Annotated in this window: 21 protein-coding genes; 8 read left to right on the forward strand and 13 right to left on the reverse strand. The window is 73.3% G+C overall.

What is annotated here, in order from left to right; genetic code table 11:
* Window positions 1-9: 9 nt before the first annotated feature.
* Genes AC0I8G_RS19095 through AC0I8G_RS19105 form a run of 3 tightly spaced genes read right to left on the reverse strand, consistent with a single transcriptional unit; the run spans window position 10 to window position 2107 of the window.
* On the reverse strand, window positions 10-237 hold the full coding sequence (locus tag AC0I8G_RS19095; protein ID WP_471731350.1) for a hypothetical protein: 228 nt from the start codon (window positions 235-237) through the stop codon (window positions 10-12).
* Window positions 234-1649 (reverse strand): PspC domain-containing protein, encoded by a 1416-nt coding sequence (locus tag AC0I8G_RS19100; RefSeq protein WP_471731351.1) that lies wholly within the window; start codon window positions 1647-1649, stop codon window positions 234-236. Before AC0I8G_RS19100 ends, AC0I8G_RS19095 begins: the two co-directional genes overlap by 4 nt.
* Window positions 1650-1693: 44 nt before the next feature.
* On the reverse strand, window positions 1694-2107 hold the full coding sequence (locus AC0I8G_RS19105) for a PspC domain-containing protein (protein ID WP_328294223.1): 414 nt from the start codon (window positions 2105-2107) through the stop codon (window positions 1694-1696).
* A 114-nt stretch (window positions 2108-2221) separates the two neighbouring features.
* On the opposite strand from AC0I8G_RS19105, the gene AC0I8G_RS19110 reads away from it, so the two are divergent.
* The 3 genes from AC0I8G_RS19110 to AC0I8G_RS19120 all read left to right on the forward strand — a co-directional run bounded on the left by AC0I8G_RS19110 (window position 2222) and on the right by AC0I8G_RS19120 (window position 5251).
* Window positions 2222-3451 (forward strand): sensor histidine kinase, encoded by a 1230-nt coding sequence (locus tag AC0I8G_RS19110; RefSeq protein WP_328294222.1) that lies wholly within the window; start codon window positions 2222-2224, stop codon window positions 3449-3451.
* Window positions 3452-3480: 29 nt separating this feature from the next.
* Window positions 3481-4134 (forward strand): LuxR C-terminal-related transcriptional regulator, encoded by a 654-nt coding sequence (locus AC0I8G_RS19115; RefSeq protein WP_471731414.1) that lies wholly within the window; start codon window positions 3481-3483, stop codon window positions 4132-4134.
* A gap of 106 nt (window positions 4135-4240) precedes the next feature.
* Window positions 4241-5251, forward strand: a complete 1011-nt coding sequence (locus AC0I8G_RS19120) for a Gfo/Idh/MocA family protein (RefSeq protein WP_471731352.1) — start codon at window positions 4241-4243, stop codon at window positions 5249-5251.
* A 78-nt stretch (window positions 5252-5329) separates the two neighbouring features.
* Here the strand turns inward: AC0I8G_RS19120 and AC0I8G_RS19125 are convergent, their stop codons facing one another.
* The 6 genes from AC0I8G_RS19125 to AC0I8G_RS19150 all read right to left on the reverse strand — a co-directional run bounded on the left by AC0I8G_RS19125 (window position 5330) and on the right by AC0I8G_RS19150 (window position 10993).
* Window positions 5330-6934 (reverse strand): MDR family MFS transporter, encoded by a 1605-nt coding sequence (locus tag AC0I8G_RS19125; RefSeq protein ID WP_471731353.1) that lies wholly within the window; start codon window positions 6932-6934, stop codon window positions 5330-5332.
* A 29-nt stretch (window positions 6935-6963) separates the two neighbouring features.
* Complete coding sequence (locus tag AC0I8G_RS19130) at window positions 6964-7542, reverse strand: TetR/AcrR family transcriptional regulator (protein WP_471731354.1); 579 nt, start codon at window positions 7540-7542, stop codon at window positions 6964-6966.
* Between the two features lie 82 nt (window positions 7543-7624).
* Complete coding sequence (locus AC0I8G_RS19135) at window positions 7625-8272, reverse strand: hypothetical protein (RefSeq protein WP_471731355.1); 648 nt, start codon at window positions 8270-8272, stop codon at window positions 7625-7627.
* A 25-nt stretch (window positions 8273-8297) separates the two neighbouring features.
* Window positions 8298-8618 (reverse strand): hypothetical protein, encoded by a 321-nt coding sequence (locus tag AC0I8G_RS19140; protein WP_471731356.1) that lies wholly within the window; start codon window positions 8616-8618, stop codon window positions 8298-8300.
* Window positions 8611-9414, reverse strand: coding sequence for a GPP34 family phosphoprotein (locus tag AC0I8G_RS19145; RefSeq protein ID WP_471731357.1), 804 nt, complete (start codon window positions 9412-9414; stop codon window positions 8611-8613). Before AC0I8G_RS19145 ends, AC0I8G_RS19140 begins: the two co-directional genes overlap by 8 nt.
* Window positions 9415-9496: 82 nt before the next feature.
* Window positions 9497-10993, reverse strand: a complete 1497-nt coding sequence (locus AC0I8G_RS19150) for an MDR family MFS transporter (RefSeq protein ID WP_471731358.1) — start codon at window positions 10991-10993, stop codon at window positions 9497-9499.
* An 81-nt stretch (window positions 10994-11074) separates the two neighbouring features.
* Here AC0I8G_RS19150 and AC0I8G_RS19155 point away from each other — a divergent pair, with 81 nt between their 5' ends.
* The 5 genes from AC0I8G_RS19155 (at window position 11075) to AC0I8G_RS19175 (ending at window position 13967) form a co-directional block, all read left to right on the forward strand.
* Window positions 11075-11698 (forward strand): TetR family transcriptional regulator, encoded by a 624-nt coding sequence (locus AC0I8G_RS19155; RefSeq protein ID WP_471731359.1) that lies wholly within the window; start codon window positions 11075-11077, stop codon window positions 11696-11698.
* Window positions 11695-12420, forward strand: coding sequence for a hypothetical protein (locus AC0I8G_RS19160; RefSeq protein ID WP_471731360.1), 726 nt, complete (start codon window positions 11695-11697; stop codon window positions 12418-12420). Before AC0I8G_RS19155 ends, AC0I8G_RS19160 begins: the two co-directional genes overlap by 4 nt.
* Window positions 12421-12490: 70 nt before the next feature.
* On the forward strand, window positions 12491-12994 hold the full coding sequence (locus AC0I8G_RS19165) for an RNA polymerase sigma factor (RefSeq protein ID WP_471731361.1): 504 nt from the start codon (window positions 12491-12493) through the stop codon (window positions 12992-12994).
* The gene (locus AC0I8G_RS19170) at window positions 12991-13560 is read left to right on the forward strand and encodes a hypothetical protein (protein WP_471731362.1); all 570 of its coding nucleotides are present in this window, start codon (window positions 12991-12993) and stop codon (window positions 13558-13560) included. The genes AC0I8G_RS19165 and AC0I8G_RS19170 overlap by 4 nt, the downstream gene beginning before the upstream one ends.
* Window positions 13557-13967 carry a hypothetical protein gene (locus tag AC0I8G_RS19175; RefSeq protein WP_471731363.1) on the forward strand — a complete coding sequence of 137 codons (411 nt, stop codon included), beginning with the start codon at window positions 13557-13559 and terminating at the stop codon, window positions 13965-13967. The genes AC0I8G_RS19170 and AC0I8G_RS19175 overlap by 4 nt, the downstream gene beginning before the upstream one ends.
* Window positions 13968-14128: 161 nt before the next feature.
* Here AC0I8G_RS19175 and AC0I8G_RS19180 read toward each other — a convergent pair whose 3' ends face one another.
* Genes AC0I8G_RS19180 through AC0I8G_RS19195 form a run of 4 tightly spaced genes read right to left on the reverse strand, consistent with a single transcriptional unit; the run spans window position 14129 to window position 18171 of the window.
* A complete protein-coding gene (locus tag AC0I8G_RS19180) occupies window positions 14129-15055 on the reverse strand; it encodes a TIM barrel protein (RefSeq protein WP_471731364.1) in 927 nt (308 codons plus the stop codon).
* Window positions 15052-16125, reverse strand: coding sequence for a Gfo/Idh/MocA family protein (locus AC0I8G_RS19185; RefSeq protein WP_471731365.1), 1074 nt, complete (start codon window positions 16123-16125; stop codon window positions 15052-15054). Before AC0I8G_RS19185 ends, AC0I8G_RS19180 begins: the two co-directional genes overlap by 4 nt.
* Before the next feature lie 16 nt (window positions 16126-16141).
* On the reverse strand, window positions 16142-17284 hold the full coding sequence (locus AC0I8G_RS19190) for a GNAT family N-acetyltransferase (RefSeq protein WP_471731366.1): 1143 nt from the start codon (window positions 17282-17284) through the stop codon (window positions 16142-16144).
* A complete protein-coding gene (locus tag AC0I8G_RS19195) occupies window positions 17284-18171 on the reverse strand; it encodes a carbohydrate ABC transporter permease (protein ID WP_471731367.1) in 888 nt (295 codons plus the stop codon). The genes AC0I8G_RS19190 and AC0I8G_RS19195 overlap by 1 nt, the downstream gene beginning before the upstream one ends.
* Between the last annotated feature and the right edge of the window lie 3 nt (window positions 18172-18174).

The raw sequence follows: 18174 nt of genomic DNA on the forward strand, positions 1-18174 counted from the left end.
CGCCCGAGGTTACCGGGGCCGGTCGTCCTCGGCCCGGGGAGCCGCCCGCGCGGCACCCAGGGCCCCCACCACCGCGGTCGTGACGACCACGACACCGGTGAGCAGGAGAACTCCGGCGGCGTACCACTTCCAGTCCCAGCTGCGGTCGAGGACCTCGTGCGCCGCGACGGCCGCCGCGAGGGCCACGAGGACGAGACCACCGAGGACGGCCCCGACGTCGGGACCCCGCGGGTTCACCGGTCCTCCAGGAGGGTCGAACCGGCGGCGGCGAGGCGGACCTCACCGGTCCAGGCGACGGCCTGCAGTTCCGGGGTGCCCGCGGGGACGGTCCAGCCGGCGGGATCGTCACCGCGGACGACGAGGGTGTCGGCGAGGGCGGCCGCGTCGGGACCGACGGCGAAGACCTGCCTGAGGTCGGCGCCGTCGACGGAGTGCTGCGTGGCCGTGCCGTCCAGCGCCACGACGTCGGCGTCGTCCTGCCACCGGACCGAACCGACGAGGACGCGCACCTCGACGAGCACCGTCGCGTCGTCGGGGACGAGGACGTCGAGGCGCCCCGCGGCGATGGTGGCCCGGGCCGGTCCCCCGTCGAGGCGGGACGGGTCGACGCTGAGCTGCCCCACCGCGGAACTCAGCGCAGTCGCGCCGGTGGGGCTCCAGGTCTTCTGCACCTGCCAGGTCCAGCCCGTCGCGGGCGGGAGGAGGGAGGTGGCGACGGCGCAGAACGCCGCGGGCCAGGCCAGCCCGACCAGGGCCGTGCGCCGGCCCCGGACCCCGGCGAGGACGGCCCCGAACCCCATCACGGCGACGGCGGCGCAGCAGGCCAGCGGCACGGTCCGGCCGGGGAGGTCAACCAGCAGGCCGAGGACGACCACGGCCCCGGCGGCGAGCAGCGCGAGACCGAGGACGGCGGTGGTGAGCAGGGGCGATCCGGGGCGACGGCGGGCCTTGGCCGCGGCCGCCCGCTCCTGCGCGCGCTCCTGGGCGAGGCGGTGCTTCTCCGCCCGGGCGGCGGCGCTGCGTTCCGTCGCGGACCCGAACCCGGCGACGGGTTCACGGACGGGTCCCGGTTCGGCGGCGGGCGGGGGCTCGGGCTGGTCCCGGTGGGCCGACGACGGCGGGGCCTTCGGGATCTTCACCAGCGAGAGGCGGGGTCGCGGAGGCGCGAACTGCGTGAAGCGCTGGTCGCGCAGCACCCACCAGCCGAGCAGCGCGACGAGGGTGGTGATGAGGAAACCCCAGCCGGGCCCGGCCCGACCGGTGGTGAGGATCCCCACCAGGGCCCGCGGCACGAACAGGTCGAGGACGACGAGGGCACCGGCCAGCCAGGCCGCCCCCGAGACGTCGCCCCGGGTCACCGCCTCGGCCTCGATGCGCCCGGCCTTCCGCGCGTCGGGCAGCAGCAACCAGGCGAGTCCGTAGCAGGCCAGACCGAGACCGCCGACGGCGGTGAGGGCGGCGACGGTCCCCCGCACCAGCAGGGGGTCGTACCCGGTGCGGGCCGCGACGGCGCCGCAGACCCCGGCGAACCAGCGGTCCTCGCCACGGACGACCCCGAGCTCGCGCACGGAACGGAAGAACGTCGCCCGGCAGTCCCGGACCGGCCCGGTGGGGGCGGGTCCTTCCGGCGGGGCGGTGGTGCTGGTCACGGGTCGACTCTCCCGGTAGGCAGCGGGACGGGGGAAGGGGGGTCTCAGAAGATCCAGCCGAGGCCGAGCAGGCCCTGGCCGAGGATCAGGTCGAGCACGACGAGCCCGACCGCGAGGGCCAGGGCGCCGGAGACGTCGCCGCGCTGGGCCGCCTGCGCCTCGATGCGCCCGGCCGCTGCCGAGGCGTCGGGCAGCAGGGCCCAGGCGAGGCCGTAGAGGCCGAACCCGAGTCCCCCGAAGAGGCTCAGCACGATGAAGGCGATCCGCACGACGAGGGGGTCGATGCCGAGGCGGCCGGCGATGCCGCCGGCGACCCCGGCGACCCAGCGGTCCTGGCTGCGGACGAGGCCGGAGCGGCGGATCGCCGCGAAGAAGCGGTCGGCGGAGTTCTGCGCGGCCGGGACCTGCAGGGTCTCGGGGCGGGGGTCGGTCTGCTGGGTGTTCTCGCTCGTGGTCATGGTTCGAGACTGCTCGCCGGGACACCCCCGGCACATCCGGGGTTTCCCTGAGTCGACCCTGGTTCCGGCGCTCGGGGGATCCCCGGGGTGGGGGTCGCGTGCCACGATCGGCGGGTGAGCACGCAGACGACGGCACCCCCCGCGACGGGGCCCGCACCGCGACCGGCCCTGGTCCGCGCGGTCGAGCACCGCCGGGTCGCCGGCGTGGCCGCGGGCGTCGCCGCCCACACCGGGATCCCGTCGTCACGGGTGCGGACGGTGTTCGTCGCGGGGGCGTTCCTCGGGGGTTTCGGCGTCGCGCTCTACGCGGCGCTGTGGTTGCTGCTACCCGACGAGAACCAGCTCGCGCTGCCTCCGGAGCAGCGTTCCGACGCCGCCGCGTGGGTCGTGGCGCACCGCAACGCCCTGGCCGGGATCGCCCTGGTCGTCTGCTTCGGGTTGCTGCCGGCGATGAACCTGCTCAAGGGGTCCTCGCGGTTCGCGGCCCCGCTGCTCGTGGCCGGCGCGGGCGTGGTGCTGGCGTGGGGCCAGCTCGACACGACCCGTCGACGTCGGCTGGTGGCGGACTCCACGGACGGGAGGCGGGCCGCGCTGCGGGTGGCGGTGGGCGCCGCGCTCGTCGTCCTCGCCCTGATGTTCCTGTTCGTCGTGGGCGACCCGACCCAGTTCTGGCGCTCCACGGTCGCCGGGTTGGGGATCCTCGCGGGGGTGACCGTCGTGCTGGCGCCCTGGGTGGTGCGGCTGTGGCAGGACCTCGGGGAGGAACGGGCGGCCCTGGCGCGTGAGCAGGAACGGGCCGAGTTGGCCGCCCACGTGCACGACTCGGTGCTGCAGACCCTCACCCTCATCCAGAAGCGGTCGTCGGACGCCGGCGAGGTCGCCCGGCTGGCGCGACGGCAGGAACGTGAACTGCGGCAGTGGTTGTACGGCGACCACGGGCAGAGCGCCGGCACGCTCGGGGCTGCGCTGCGGGCCGCGGCGACGGAGGTCGAGGACGTGTCGGGGGCCGTCGTCGAGGTCGTCGTCGTGGGCGACCTCGACAACCGGGTCCTGGACAAACCGCTGACGTCGCTGGCCCAGGCGGCCCGGGAGGCACTGCTGAACGCCGGCCGGCACGCGGGTGGGACCGTGTCGGTGTACGCGGAAGCCGTGGGTGCAGGTGTGGAGGTGTTCGTGCGCGACCGAGGTCCCGGTTTCGAGGTGGACGACGTCCCCGACGACCGGCTGGGGGTGCGCGAGTCCATCATCGGCCGGATGCGCCGGGCCGGCGGTCGGGCGACCGTGCGGCGGCCCGCCGACGGCGGCACCGAGGTGGCGCTCGTACTGCCGGGAGGCACGTCGTGATCCGGGTCCTCGTCGTCGACGACCACCGCATGGTCCGCTCGGGCGTCCGCGCGGAGCTCTCCTCCGCCGACGACCTCGAGGTCGTCGGCGAGGCGGCCGACGTGAGCGGGGCGGTGGCGGCGGTGCAGCGCCTGCGGCCCGACGTCGTGCTGCTCGACGTGCACCTGCCGTCGGGGCCGGACGAGAATCCCGCGCCCGGAGCGGGATCCGGTGGGGCGCAGGTGCTCGCGCAGTGCGCGGCGCTGCTCACGGCCGACCCTCCGGTGCGGTTCCTGGCCCTGTCGGTCTCCGACGCCGCCGACGACGTCATCGCCGTGATCCGCCGCGGCGCACGGGGTTACGTCACCAAGGCCATCAGCGGCGAGGAACTCGCCGCGGCGGTGCGCCGGGTCGCCGACGGGGACGCCGTGTTCTCGCCGCGACTGGCGGGTTTCGTCCTCGACGCGTTCGGTTCCGGCGCCGGCGAGGTCGCCGCGGCCGACGACGAGCTCGACCGGTTGTCGGCGCGCGAGCGTGAGGTGATGCGGCTCATCGCCCGCGGCTACGCCTACAAGGAGGTCGCGAAGGAGCTCTTCATCTCGGTGAAGACCGTCGAGACCCACGTGTCCGCGGTGCTGCGCAAGCTGCAGCTGTCCAACCGCAACGAGCTGACCCGCTGGGCCGCCGCCCGCCGCCTCCTCTGACCCTTCCCCTCCTCGACCGACAGACCGCCGCGTTGACCCGCCGCCGGGGCTTCCCTAGCATTGGACCGGTCCACCAACGGACTCACGCCCTCTCGGAAGGACACCGATGTCCCAGCCCCTGCGCTTCGCGCTGATCGGCACCGGCCGCATCGGCCAGGTCCACGCCGCGAGCATCCACCGCAGCGAGGACGCCGTCCTGCAGGTCGCCTGCGACGCCCTCATCGCAGGGGCCGAGCGGACCGCGGCGGCGTTCGGCGGCCGGGCCATCTCGGACCCGCTGGCGGCGATCCGCGCCGACGACGTCGACGCCGTGATCATCGCCTCCCCCACCCCGACCCACGTCGACCTGCTCGAGGCCTGCCTCGACGCGGGGCTGCCCGCCCTGTGCGAGAAGCCCATCGACCTCGACCTCGCGCGCGTCGACGCGATCCGCTCGCGTGCCCGCGGGGCGAAGGCCCCCGTGGTCCTCGGGTTCAACCGCCGTTTCGACCCGCACTTCGCGGAACTGCGCCGTCGCGTCCAGGCCGGTGAGATCGGCCGTCTCGAACACCTGGCCATCACCAGCCGCGACCCGGAACCGCCGCCCGCCGACTACGTGCCCCTGTCCGGCGGGATCTTCCGCGACATGGCCATCCACGACCTGGACATGGCGCGTTCGTTCGTGCCGGACATCGTCTCGGTGACCGCGGTCGGGTTGCGGCAGTTCGACACCGGGATCGCCGGTCACGACGACTTCGACGCGGCCGTGACGACCCTCGTGGGTTCCGGGGGCGAGTCGATCGTCATCACGAACTCCCGGCACAGCGCCTACGGCTACGACCAGCGCCTCGAGGCGTTCGGTCCGGACGGGCTGCTCGAGGTCGGGAACGTGACGCCGACGATCGTGCGTTCCTCGACCGGCGCCTCCAGTTCGACGGGCGAGCCGTACCGCCGGTTCTTCCTGGAACGCTACCGGGAGGCCTACGAACGGGAACTCGCCGCGTTCATCGCCACGGTCCGCGGCGAGACCGTCGCGGGTTCCCCCGGGTTCGAGGACGGCCGCGCGGCGCTCGTGCTGGCCGACGCCTGCGAGGTGTCGGCCCGCGAGGGCCGGACGGTCTCCGTCGACCTGTCCTGACGCGCGTTCCCGGTGGGATCGTTGCCTCCCCGGTGTCGTCCAGCGACACCGGGGAGGCAACGATCCCACCGGCGGCGGCTACTCCTTGAGCACGGAGGGGGTCGAGCCGGTGCTCTGGGCGGGAACCTCGGCGTGCTCCCCGGCGGCCGCCTCGGCCTCCCCCTCGCTCATCGGGGCGGTGCTGGACAGCGGCACCTCGGGGAGGAAGAACGCGATGACGGTGCCGAGGAGGAACATCGGGACCAGCCAGAGGAAGATCGGGACGAGGGAGTCGGCGTAGGCGGTGACGATCCCGTCGGCCACCTCGGCCGGCAACGACCGGACCACCGCCGGGGTGAGGCTCGAGGCGCTGTCCGCGGAACCGCTCAGCACGCCACCGAGACGCTCGGTGAGCCGGCTGGAGAACACCGTGCCCAGGACGGCGGTGCCGACGGTGACCCCGAGTTCGCGGAACAGGTTGTTGGAACTGGTGGCGGTGCCGATCTCCTTCGGGCTGACGGCGTTCTGCACGGCCAGGACGATGATCTGCATGAACAACCCGAGTCCCGCGCCGAGGATCCCGACGTAGACGCAGACCTGCCAGAGCGGGGTGGCGACGGACATCGTCGACATGAGGAACATCGCGACGGCGGCGATGAACGTCCCGGCGATCGGGAGCACCTTGTAGCGACCCGTCTTCGTCACCACCGCACCGGAACCGATGCTCGTCACCAGCAGCGCGCCGACCATGGGCAGCAGCAGCAGACCCGATTCGGTGGCGTTCACGCCGTAGGCCATCTGCAGGTAGGTGGGCAGGTAGGCCAGGGCGCCCATCATCCCGGCACCGACGACGAGGCCGAGGAGCGTGGTGACGACGAACGTTCGGTTCCTGAAGAACCGCATCGGGATGACCGGCTCGGAGACCTTGTTCTCGACGACCACGAACGCGACCGCTGCGAGGACGGTGGCGAGCGCCAGAGCGACGATGGTGACCGAGCCCCACGCGTACTGCGTCCCACCCCAGCTCATCGTGAGCACGAGACCGGTGGTGGCGAGCGCCAGCAACGTCATCCCGACGCAGTCGATCGGGGCGGAGTTGTGCCGTTTCGGCAGCTTGATGGTGAGGGCCGCGACGACGAGCGCGACGATCCCCAGCGGCAGGTTGATCCAGAACACCCAGCGCCAGTCGGCGGCGTCGGTGAGCCACCCGCCCAGCAGCGGGCCGGCGACGGCGGAGACCCCGAACACCGCGCCGATGGGGGCCATGAACTTCGCGCGGTCCTTGGCGGGGACGACGTCGGCGATGATCGTCTGGGACATGATCATCAGCCCGGAGCCACCGAGGCCCTGGAGGAAGCGGAACGCGATGAACTCCGTCATGCTCTGTGAGAACCCGGCGAGCGCCGACCCGAGCAGGAACAGCGCGATCGCCACGATGAACAGGCGCTTGCGTCCGACGAGGTCGCCGACCTTGCCGTAGATCGGCATCGCGATCGTGATGGCGAGCGTGTAGGCGGTGATGGCCCAGCTCATGTGCTGGAGACCGTCGAGTTCACCGACGATCGTGGGCAGCGCCGTCCCGACGATGGTCTGGTCCAGGGAGGCGAGCAGCATGACGAGCACGAGGCTGGTGAAGATCCAGCCGATGCGGGGTTTCGCCCGGTCGGCGGCCGGGGGCGCGCTCGAGGGCACGGTGGTGGACACGGGGTTTCTCCTGCGGGTGCGGGGTGGGATCAGGACGTGAGGGACCGCAGTGCGGACCAGGCCGCGCGGGTGGCGGTGACGGGGTCGGGCTGCAGACCGGCGAGCCAGCCCATGCCACTGACCCGGGCCATCGTGCCCGCGATCGCGGCGAGGGCCTGGGCCGTGAACTCGTCGACCCCGTCCCGGGTGACGATCGCGTCGGCGAGCGCCTTCTCCCCGGCTGCGACCCGGCCGAGGAGGCCCGGCAGGAGTTCCGGGGAACTCTCGACGAGCCGCATGACCTGGAGGCTGCGTTCCCGGTCGTGCTTCTCGGCGCTGGTGCGGGCGAGGAACAAGCCCTCCAGCGCGTCGACGAGCGGCCCCTCGGAGGAGGCGAAGGTCGTGAGGTTCTGCTCGCTCCAGGGGACGGCGTTGCTGAAGAGCGCCTCGTCCTTGGTGGCGAAGTAGTTGAAGAAGGTGCGCCGGGAGATCCCCGCGCGGGCGGCGATCTCGTCGACGGTGACCGCGTCCCAGCCGTTGGCGATCGCGAGGTCGAGCGCGGCTTCCGCGATCGACGTGGTCGTCTCGGTACGGCGGCGTTCGCGGAGGGAGGGTTGGGCTGCGGTCACGTCTCTATCTTGCACTCAGTGCAAGGAGTGCGTCAAGTGCAGAAGCTTCACTTCGTGCAGTAGATGATCTCGCTGCTTCGGTTCAGTCTTCGGAGGTCGTTCGCGGCACGTCGACGGCCAACCATCGAAAGACCCCCCGTGGCACCGTGAGGTCGCTGTAGTCACGCCGGGAGATCGCGTACTGACCGTTCAACTGGAGGTCGTTCTTCGCAGCGTCACCGTCTCCCCACACCAGCGAGCCGCCCAGGGTTCGTCCCTCGTGGATGCGGAAGGCCCGGTCCCGCGTGGGCGAGGCGCCTCGGGGCTCGGACCAGAGTCCGGATGCGTTGCTCAGCAGCAGCGCGATGCCGCTGCGCTGCGGTCCGGCCCACCCCTCCAGGCGAGCGAGATCGCGTGCGAAGTGCAGTCGGAGGAGATCGTCGGCCGCGTGGGATCTGAGCGAGAACTGCTCCTGCGTCAGCGGGTCGGTGACGTCCAGGCCAGCGGTGAAGTACTTCACCTCGACGGCGGTGCTCTCACCCGTTTCCGGGTCCGACACGAGGACGTCCAGGTAGGTCGATCTGGTTCCCCGGAAGGGAACCTCGAGGCGCACGCGCAGGTCGACCGCCGAGCGTCCGACCTCGACGGCGAAAGCGTGCTGCACGTCCGCTTCCGAGTGGAAGACAGCTCGCGTCCGCTGCAACCCGGCGATCACGTCGTCGAGCAGGACACGCTGCGCGATCAGCACCACGTACCGACGATGCCACATCCCGACCTCAGTCGGCCTGTTCGGCGAACCACTCCGCGTAGACCGTGTTCTTCGCCAGGTGCCGTGTCAGGTCGGGGGCGTCGTCGTCCCACCAGACGGGGCCGCGCTCGCCGAGTCCCTGCTTCGCCGCCTCCACGCGCTCGCGCGCCGCCTCCCGGGCGGAGTCGTCGCCGGACCGCATCGCCGCCCCCTTCGCCCGGCGCGCCGACATCAACTCCTCGACGAGCTCCTGGCGACGTTCCGGCGCCAGCGACGGGTCGGAGCAGCGCCACAGCCGGCCCCGGACGACGACGTAGCGACCGTCGGGGGTCGTGAGGGGATCAGTCACCCCCACCACCGCCACCACCGTCTCCCCCACCACCGTCGGAAGAACCCCCGCCGGAGTGACCGCCGTCGGAGTGACCGCCGTGGTGGCCGTGGCCGTGGTGGCCACCGTCACCGGAGTAGCCACCGCCGCCGTCCATCCCGGAGTCGCCCCCGGCGGCGGACTGCAGGAGCACGGGGACGGCCGTCTCGATGTCCGCCAGGGCCTGCAGCACGTCAGCCGGCAACGTCCGGGCGGCGGCCAGGACCGCGGCCGCCTCGCCGGGGTCCACCCCGTCCGGCAGTCCGGGGAGGGCACCGAGGCCACCCACGCCCGCGAGCAGCGCCACCAGGCTGACGGTCGACGGGTCGACGGCGGCGGCTGCGCGTCGGACCCCGGCCGCCGTCAACGCGGCCGCGACGGACTCCTGCTGCGGTCCGAGGACCGCCTGCTCGGGCCACCAGCGCACCACCGGGAAGACCAGGAGCCGACGACGACGTTCGGTCACCAGCGCGCCGGCCTTCTCCAGCTCGGCCACCGACTCCGCCCACAGCGGGCGCTCGACGAGCCTGCGGAGGGTGGCGCGGACCGCGCCCGAGGTGAGCGTGACCGCCCCCAGCGCGGCGACCAGGCGGGGCACCGGATCCCGGCCGGGGAGGACCCGCAGCGCCGTGACGTCGGGGTCGGCCACGACGCGACCGGCGAGGACGAGGTCGGAGAGCAGGGCCCCGGCCAGCACGGCAGCCGCCGGGCGGGCGCTCACCCGGCGGCGACCGTCGGGGTCCAGCAGGAGCAGGGCGGCCCGGTCGGCGATCAGCACGTCACGAGCCTAGGGCGCGACGACGAACGGCCGACCTCCCGAGGGGAGGTCGGCCGTTCGCGACGGGAACTGCGGTAGGGACTCAGTGCACCGGCACGCGGGGGCCGGGGACGACCGGCGGGCGCCGGATCAGCAGCGCCAGCACGAGCGCGACGAGGGAGATGATCCCGCCCCAGAGGAACGCCCCCCGCACCCCGTCGGCCGTGGCGTTCAGCACCGAGGAACCGTCCGCCAGGCTGGCGGCCGACCTCGTCGAGAGGACCGTGACGAACAACGCGGTCCCGGCGGCGCCGGCCAGCTGCTGCACGGTCCCGACGATCGCGCTGCCGTGGCCGTAGAGCTCCGCGCGCAGCGAGCCCAGCGCCGAGGTGAACAGCGGCGTGAACATGAACGCCAGCCCGGCGCTCAGCACCGTGTGGACCAGGACGACCATGCCCGCCGGGGTCCCCGGGTGCAGCGTCGTGAGCAGCCACAGGGCCCCGCTGACCAGGACCGCCCCCGGGATGACCAGCGGCCGCGGACCGAAGCGGTCGAACAACCGCCCGACGACGGTCGAGAGGACGGCCATCACGGCGCCACCGGGCAGCAGCAGCAGACCGGTCTCCAGCGATCCCAGCTGCAGGACGGACTGCAGGAAGATCGGCAGCACGATGAGGGTGCCGAACAGGGCCATGAAGCTCGTCGCGAGAACGACGGTGGAGACGGTGAACGACCGGTTCGCGAACACCCGCAGGTCCATCAGCGCGTTCGAGGTGCGCTGCAGGCGGAACTGCCGCGCGACGAACGTCGCCAGCGCGAGGACCCCGACCACGACCGGGATCCAGGGCGCGACCGGCACGTGGCCGGTGGCGGACTCCCCGATGCTGGCGAGGCCGTAGATGAGGCCACCGAACCCGATCGCGGACAGCACCAGCGACAGCACGTCGAGGCGGGCGTCGCGCGGAGCGGTGACGTTGCGGACCTTCCAGGCACCGAGCCCGAGGGCGATCAACGCGATGGGCAGCACGATGATGAACATCCACCGCCAGGACAGCGCGGAGAGGATGACGCCGGAGATCGTCGGCCCGATGGCCGGGGCGACGGAGATGACGACCGAGACCATGCCCATCGTCTTGCCGCGGCTGGCGGCGGGCACGAGGGTCATCACCGTGGTCATGAGCAGCGGCATCATGACCGCCGTCCCGCTGGCCTGGACGATCCGGCCCAGCAGCAGCACCTCGAAACCGGGCGCGACCGCCGCGATCGCCGTGCCGAGGCTGAACAGGCTCATCGCGGCGATGAAGACCTGGCGCAACCGGAACCGGTCCATGATGAAACCGGTGGCCGGGATGACCACGGCCATGGTCAGCATGAACCCGGTGGTGAGCCACTGACCGGTGGCGGCGGTGATGTCGAGGTCGGCCATGAGCCGCGGCAGTGCCACACCCATGATCGTCTCGTTGAGGATCACGACGAAGGCGGAGACCAGCAGCAGGGCGATGACGGTGGCGTCGCCCGGCGCGAGCCGGTCCTTCTCGATGGGCGGGGCGGACGCGTCGGTCGCGACCCCGGGCAGGGTCACGTCCTCGTTCGTGGACATGGGTGGGGACTCCTCGTGGTGGTGACAGTCACAACCCTAATGGCAGTGTCTGCCAACTCGACAGTCGTTATCCTCATTCCCGTGACCGACCTGGGGACCGTCGTCCCGGACCTGCGCGAACGCCGTCGACTGGCCACCCAGGCGGAGATCGAGCACGTCGCCCTCGACCTCTTCGCCCGCAACGGCTCCGAGGGCACCACCGTCGACAACATCGCCGCCGCCGCGGGGGTCTCACCGCGCACCTTCTTCCGCTACTTCCCCACCAAGGAGGACGCGGCCCTCGGTGCCAACCGCGCCTTCGACGACGCCCTGGCCGAACGCCTCGAGGCCCGGGTCGACGGGCAGTCCTCCCTCGCCGACTTCGAGCGGGCCATCGCCGCCGTCCTCGCCGAGATGGTCGCCGAGGCCGGATCCGTCGAACGGATGCTGCGGGTGCGCTGCCTGGTGATGGAGGACGCCGGGCTGCGCGGTGCCCTGCTGCGCCTGGACGCCGAGCAGTCACGGGCCTTCTTCCGGCGGATCGCGGACGCGACCGGCTCGGCCACCGTGGACCTGCGGACCCGGATCATCTCCGAGACCCTCGGCGCCGGGCTGCGCGCCGCCCTGGACGACTGGGCCGCGCGGCGCGAGAACGGCGAGGACGCCGACCTGGTGGAGATCTACCGCGCGAGCTGCGCCGCGCTGCGGGAGATCACCGCAGCGTGAGCATGGAGGACCTCGTCGCGGTGCACGACCCGCGCGTCGCGGACTGGATCGCCCCGCGGCTGGGCGGGGACCCCGGCGCCGTGCGCCGGTTGGTCCCGGGCGGGTTCGCCGCCTACGCCCGGGTGCTGCACCCCGTCGACCCCGGTCCCCGCGACGGACCCACCACGTGGGCGGGGGTCTGCGCACGCACCGGGCGGGTTCCCTACGCCTCGGTGCAGTGGGAACGGATCGCGGGAGCCGACCCCGACCTGCAGGTCCTCGTCGGGACCCTCGCCCCGGACGCGCTGGCCCGGCTCCTGGAGGTGCTGGCCCCGTTCACCGGGACCCAGGACTGCCACCACGCCCTCTGGGAGGGTTTCGGCTGGCTCACCGGAGCCTCCTCCACCATCCCGCCGGTCCCCCGCCTCCCGTGGCCCGCGGTGCTGGAGGAGGCCCACGCCGCACCGCGACTGAGCCTGCCGATGCGGGAGCACCTGCTCTTCCGCGGGCCGCGGCGAACCTCGGGGAGCAGGTCACCCCCGAGGTTCCTGCCGCAGTCGCCGAACCTGCTGTGGCCGCTGGACCGCAGCTGGTTCCTGGCCACCGAGATCGACCTGGACTCCACCCTGGTCGGCGGCCCGGCGGACCTCGTCGACGCCCTGGCGTCCGCCCCGGGGCTGGAGGTCTGGCGCGTCGACGCGGACGACGACCTGTCCTCCGAGGGTGACCACCTGAACCGCTGACGGTCACCTCACGGGTGCAACCCCCGGGAGGGGCTGCTGCGTAGGTGGTGGTGAGGAGAGGGGGTGGCGGGTGCAGGAAGCCGAGGAGTCCGCGTTCGAGGCGTTCGCCGTCGACGCCATGCCGCGCCTGCGTCGACTCGCGTACGCCTGGTGCCACGACTGGCACCACAGCGACGACGTCGTGCAGGACGCCATGGAACGGATCTACGCCGCCTGGCCGCGGGTCCACCGCGACGGACGCGAGTACGCCTACGCCCGGACGACCCTGGTCAACCGGCTCGTCTCGGAGCACCGCAAGGCCTTCCGCCGGCGGGAGTGGCCGGTCGACGTGGTTCCCGAGACCGCCACCGCGGAGGAACCCGACGGAGGGCGCCTCGATGCCGTGGACCTGTTGCGACGGCTACCGGTCCGCCAACGCGCCGTCGCCGTGCTGCGCTTCCTGGAGGACCTCCCCGTCAGCGAGGTCGCGCACCTGCTCACCTGCAGCGAGGGCACGGTGAAGAGCCAGGCCCACCACGCCCGGCGCTTCCTCGCCCAGCACCTCGTCCCACCCCCGGACGGAGCCCGACGATGACCGACCCCCTCACCGACCCCCTCACCGCCGGCCTGCGCGCAGCGCTGGAGGACCACCCCAGCCCCCCGAGCGGGATCGACCTGACGCGGATCCGGACCCGCGGCCGCCACCGGCGGTTCCGCCGTCGGGTGCTGCAGGCCGCCGCCACGCTCGTCGTCGTGGGCGGGCTCGCCGTCCCCGCCACGGTCCTCGACGTGGACTGGCCGTGGGAGAACTCCGGTGGAGCCCCCGCGGTCGCGACGGCGGCCGCCCCGGGCCCGGTCCTCGTCGTCCTCCCGGCGGGCGCCGAACCCCCCGGCCCGCGCGACGCGTCGACCCGCCGCGACGTCGTCGAACTGCACGACGGGTGCCTGGTCTCGGACGCGGCGGTGCTGGTCTGGCCGCAGGGTTCCGGCTGGGACGGGGACGCCCAGCAGGTCGTCCTGGCCGACGGGACGCGGATCGGGATCGGGGACGAGGTGCGCACCCGGGCCGACCCGGTACCCGACCCGGTGGCGGTCCTCGGTGAGGCGGGGGCGGCGGCCGCCGCGCGGTGCGGCGGGGACGTCGTCGAGGTCCTCCCGTGACCCGGTGGTCGCCGGTCCCGCTCCTGGCGGTGGCGCTCCTCGGCGCGTGCTCCCCCACCGAGTCGCGCGCCTGCACCGTGATGGGTGGTTCCTCCGGAGCGGGTTTCGACCTGAGCGGACTGACCCTCACCGACCCGACGTCGGTGCGCGCCTGCGTGGGAGAGGTCTGCACCGAGGAGCAGGTCGGGGTCGGGAGCGGCTTCGTCGGCGTCGACGACGAGACGCTGACGAGGGAGGGGACGGTCGACGTCAGCCTCCGGGTCGCGGACACCGTCGGTTCCGTCGTGTTCGACGCCACTGGTGAGGCGACGTTGCACCGCGTCGACGTCAACGGGAACGGGTGCGGCCCGATCGTCTACCGGGCGGACGTGGTGGCCGGCGCCGACGGCACCCTCACCGCCGGGTGACGCTCAGCGGGAGAGAGGTCTGCCGCCGAGGGCGAGACGGTCCACCGCCTGCCGCAGTGCGCGGTGGCGCGACGACTCCACGGGGCGGCCGTCCGTTCCGGGGCCGCTGACCTCCCCGGTGGACGCTGCCCGTCAGGCGATCCGGAAGGACGCCGTCCGGGTCAGCGAGCGTCCTGCGACACCATCGCCGTCAGGGTGTCGAGGTTGTGCTGCTGGTCGTCGCAGAACTCCTCGAGCTGCGGCCCGCCGTGCGGGGCGACGTCCTGTTCCACCACGAGCCATCCCGCGTAGTCCCTGCGCTGCAGGGCCGTCACGACGCCGGGCAGGTCCACGTCGCCCTGACCGAACACCACGTTCGCCTCCGACCACCACGACCGCAACGGGACGGGCCCTGCGGCCCGCGCCCGGCGCAGGGGCTCGAGGCGGACGTCCTTGAGGTGGACGTGGTCGACGCGGGAACCCCACGCCGTCACCGCCGCCACCGGGTCGGTGCCGGCCAGCAGGGCGTGACCGGTGTCGAGGACGACGGTGAGGTCCGTGGTCGCGAGCAGGCGCTCGACCTCCCACTCCGATTCCACGAAGGTCCCCAGGTGCGGGTGGAACGTCGTCGGCAGGCCGTGGTCGGCGCAGATCGCGGCGGCCTCGGTGAGCACCCGGACCGCTGCCGCCCAGGCGGTGTCGTCCAGTCCGGAGGACCGGTCGGCGGGGTTCCGCGGCGCGTCGAGGCCGGGGGCGCCGTCGTCGGCGAGGACGATCGGCGCCGGGGGCGCACCGGGGACGGAACTCCGGTCCACCGTCGCCCGCAGGGTGGCGCAGGCGAGGTGGAAACCCGCCCGCGCCTCCTCGTTCCACCGTCCCGCGGCGAGTTCCAGGCCGACGTAGACGCCGGCCGGGACGAGTCCGTGCGCGGCGAAGAGGTCGGCGGTCCGGTCGGGGTCGCCGAGGTAGCCCGTCGGGCCGAGTTCGCTCCCCCGGTACCCGGCCGCGGCCATGGCGGCCAGCAGGTCGTTCCCGTCCCCGTCGGCCGGGCCGACGTGCGGCCCCCAGACCCCGAAGCTCACCGGGGCACTGGCGATCCACGGGGTCACGGGAGGACCGCCAGGAGCTGCTGCATCGACCGCAGGTCGGCGAGCGCGCCCTCGACCCCCGCGTGGGGGTGCGGGGTTCCGCCCCCGACAGCGTCGGCGAAGGACTCGAGCTGGCGCTGGAACGCCCCGTCGGCCGGCAGCACCGGGCGACGTTCACCGTGCGGGGAGACCACGGTGACGATGGAGGTCGCGTCGAGGCGGTACGGCGGCGCCACCCCGATCTCGACGTCGCCGGCGGAACCGGTGATGCGGACGGTCTCGCGGTAGTCCGGGCGGTCGGGGGTCCACGCCCAGTCCAGGACGAACCGGGCACCGCTCTCCAACCTGCCGGTCGCGAACACCGTGGGCGGGGCACCGCCCTCCCAGGCCAGCAGGTCGGCGTGGTCGAACGTCGGCAGACCGAAACCCAGGGAGCGCAGCAGCGAGAACTCGTGGACCACGGAACCGCACAGCACCGAGCGGAACAACCGACGCACGGCGGGCGAGGCGTCCGCCCCGACGGAGACGTCCAGCGCGCGGTTCTCGGCGGCGTCGTCGGCCGCGATGAGTTCCGCGGCACCCGCGGGCAGCGGGCCGGGTGCGCTGAGTCGGAGGTGGTCGACCTGGGGGCCGTCGACGGGGTGGCGCACGCTGATCTGGACGAGGCGCACGTCCCCGATCTCCGGCAGGGCCTCCACCGCCGTCGTCACGGCGCGGTCGTGCACCTTCATGTACCCGACCTGCAACGTCAGGCCCGTGGACGCCGCGAGGTCCGCGGCCGCCTCGGCCTCGTCGGTGGAGAGGGCGAAGGGTTTCTCGGCGAGCACGTGCTTCCCGGCGCGCAGCGCCGTCACCGCGTGCGCGGCGTGCCGCCCGGGGGTGGCGACGAGGACCGCGTCGACGTCGTCGGCCGCGAACAACCCGGCGGCGTCGAGCGCGCGGGCCCCGTACCGGACGGCGAGTTCCGCGCTGCGGTCCGGGTCGAGGTCGGCGAGCGCGACGAGTTCGTGCCCGGGCAGGCGGGCGATGAGCGGCAGGTGGACCGCCCGGGCGATGGTGCCGAGTCCGAGGACTCCCCAGCGCAGTGTCACGGGTCTCTCCAGCGGTTCAGAAGGGTCGGGCGAGGACGGCCGGCGGACCGGCGAACAGCGTGCGCAGCGACTCCGCGGCGGCCTCGTCCCCCTCGAGGAGACCCGCGTGGTGGGCACTCAGCGGGTCGAGGTGGCCGGCGTAGACGGAGGCGAGGTCGGCGAGGTCGAACCGGATCCGGGGGCCCGGCTGCGCGCCCGCCGCCACCCGGGCGGAACCGTCGGCGACGTCGAGGGTCCAGACGTCGGAACCGACGTCCAGCGTCAGCCGGGTCCGCACCCCGCGCGGGTAGCCGCGACCGGCCAGCGCGGCGGGGACGTCGAGCAGACCCAGCATCCAGGTCGCGTCCTCGACGGGTTCGGTCTGGCGGGGCAGGTGGTGCTCCAGCAGGCTGCCCGGCGGGAGCAGGGCGTGGACCTGGCGGGCGCTGGGTTCGTCGGCGACCAGGTCGCGCCAGAGGGCGAGTTCCGTGGCGGGGTCCGCGCCCACCAGGTCGAGCACGGTGACGGTGTAGTTCCCGCGTTCGGAGGCTCGCCGCCCCAGCGCGCACCAGCCGACCACCACGCCGTCGCGGACGGCGACGTACTGCACGGCGGACCCGGTGGACGCGTCGTGCTCGAGCACACCGTTGGTCCGGGCCGCGTGCGCCGCCACGAGCGCGGCGACGGCGGGAACGTCGTCGGACGTCGCCCGGCGGTAGGCCGGTGCGTCGGCCGGACGGGGCAGGGTGCGCAGTTCGTGGGTGTCGATGGCGTAGACCGACCGGCGACCGGCGATCCCGCAGCCGGCCTTCCGGTAGAACCCGTGGGTGGAGGGGATGAGTGCCACCAGCGACGCCCCCGCGGCCCGGGCCGCGTCGAAGGTGTCGGTCAGCAGGGCGCGACCGACACCTCGGCCCCGTGCGGTGAGGTCCACCGCGACCCCGCCCAGGGCGATGGCGGGAACCCGGCGCCCTCCCCACCACTGCCCGCAGAGCCGGGCCGTCGAGGTGGCGAGCAACCGGCCGTCGGCCGGGTCCTCGGCGACGCGACGGAGCACCTCCGACGTTCCCGCCACCTCGGACCCGGGTCGGGGTGGGTCGGCGGAGAACGCCGCGCCCGCCAGCGCCTCGGCCTCGTCCCGGTCCTCGGGCCGGGCGGCCCGCAGGACGGTTCCTGCCATCAGCGCACCGCGCCCTTGACGGAGTCGGCGACGAACTGCCGGGAGAAGGCGAGGAACACGACGATGAGCGGCACGATCGCGAGCAGGGCCCCGGCCATGACCACGGCGTAGTCGGTGTTCCGGGTGGCGTTCAGCTGCGACAGCGCCACCTGCAACGTCAGCATGTCCGGGTTGATGAGGACGATCAGCGGCCACACGTAGTCGTTCCACGCCGCGACGAAGGTGTAGATGCCGAGGAACGCCAGGCCGGGCCGGATGACCGGCAGGACGATGAGGACGTACTGGCGGAAGAACCCGCACCCGTCGACGACGGCGGCGTCCAGGATCTCGTCCGGGATGGCCGTGGAGATGTACTGCCGCATCCAGAAGATCCCGAAGGCGTTGGCGGCCGCGGGGACGATGAGCGCCTGCAGGGTCCCGACCCAGCCGATGTGGGTCATGGTGATGTACTGCGGCACCGTCGAGAGCTGGGCGGGCACCATGAAGAACGCCAGCATCAGGCCGAAGAGGAACTTCTTGGCCGGGAAGTCGTACTTGGCGAAGGCGAACGCCGCCATCGAGTCCAGGAACAGCACGAGCGCCGTGACTGACACGGCGACGATGGCGGTGTTGGCCATCGACCCGAAGAAGTTGATGCTCGTCAGCACGGAGCCGATGTTCTCCAGCAGGTGCGTGCCGGGGACCACCTTGGGCGGGGTGAGGTAGTAGTCGGCGTTGGTGTTCGTGGCCATGACCACGGTCCAGTAGAACGGGAACAGGAGGAGCAGGGTGGCGAGCACCAGTGGGAGGTGAGCCCACTTCGCCGAGTTCCTGACGCCCTTGTTCCTGCGGGCGGGGGCGCCGCCGGTGTCCCGGCCACGGGCCGTGAGCGTGTTCTGCGCAACCATCTC

It is taken from the genome of Kineococcus sp. AC630 (assembly GCF_979255925.1).

Excerpts from the sequence above, each read along its gene's own strand:
- AC0I8G_RS19120 (WP_471731352.1), top strand. The coding sequence starts at position 4,241 with ATGTCCCAGCCCCTGCGCTTCGCGCTGATCGGCACCGGCCGCATCGGC.
- AC0I8G_RS19190 (WP_471731366.1), bottom strand. The coding sequence starts at position 17,284 with ATGGCAGGAACCGTCCTGCGGGCCGCCCGGCCCGAGGACCGGGACGAG.
- AC0I8G_RS19150 (WP_471731358.1), bottom strand. The coding sequence starts at position 10,993 with ATGTCCACGAACGAGGACGTGACCCTGCCCGGGGTCGCGACCGACGCG.
- AC0I8G_RS19105 (WP_328294223.1), bottom strand. The coding sequence starts at position 2,107 with ATGACCACGAGCGAGAACACCCAGCAGACCGACCCCCGCCCCGAGACC.
- AC0I8G_RS19170 (WP_471731362.1), top strand. The coding sequence starts at position 12,991 with ATGACCGACCCCCTCACCGACCCCCTCACCGCCGGCCTGCGCGCAGCG.
- AC0I8G_RS19195 (WP_471731367.1), bottom strand. The coding sequence starts at position 18,171 with ATGGTTGCGCAGAACACGCTCACGGCCCGTGGCCGGGACACCGGCGGC.
- AC0I8G_RS19115 (WP_471731414.1), top strand. The coding sequence starts at position 3,481 with ATGGTCCGCTCGGGCGTCCGCGCGGAGCTCTCCTCCGCCGACGACCTC.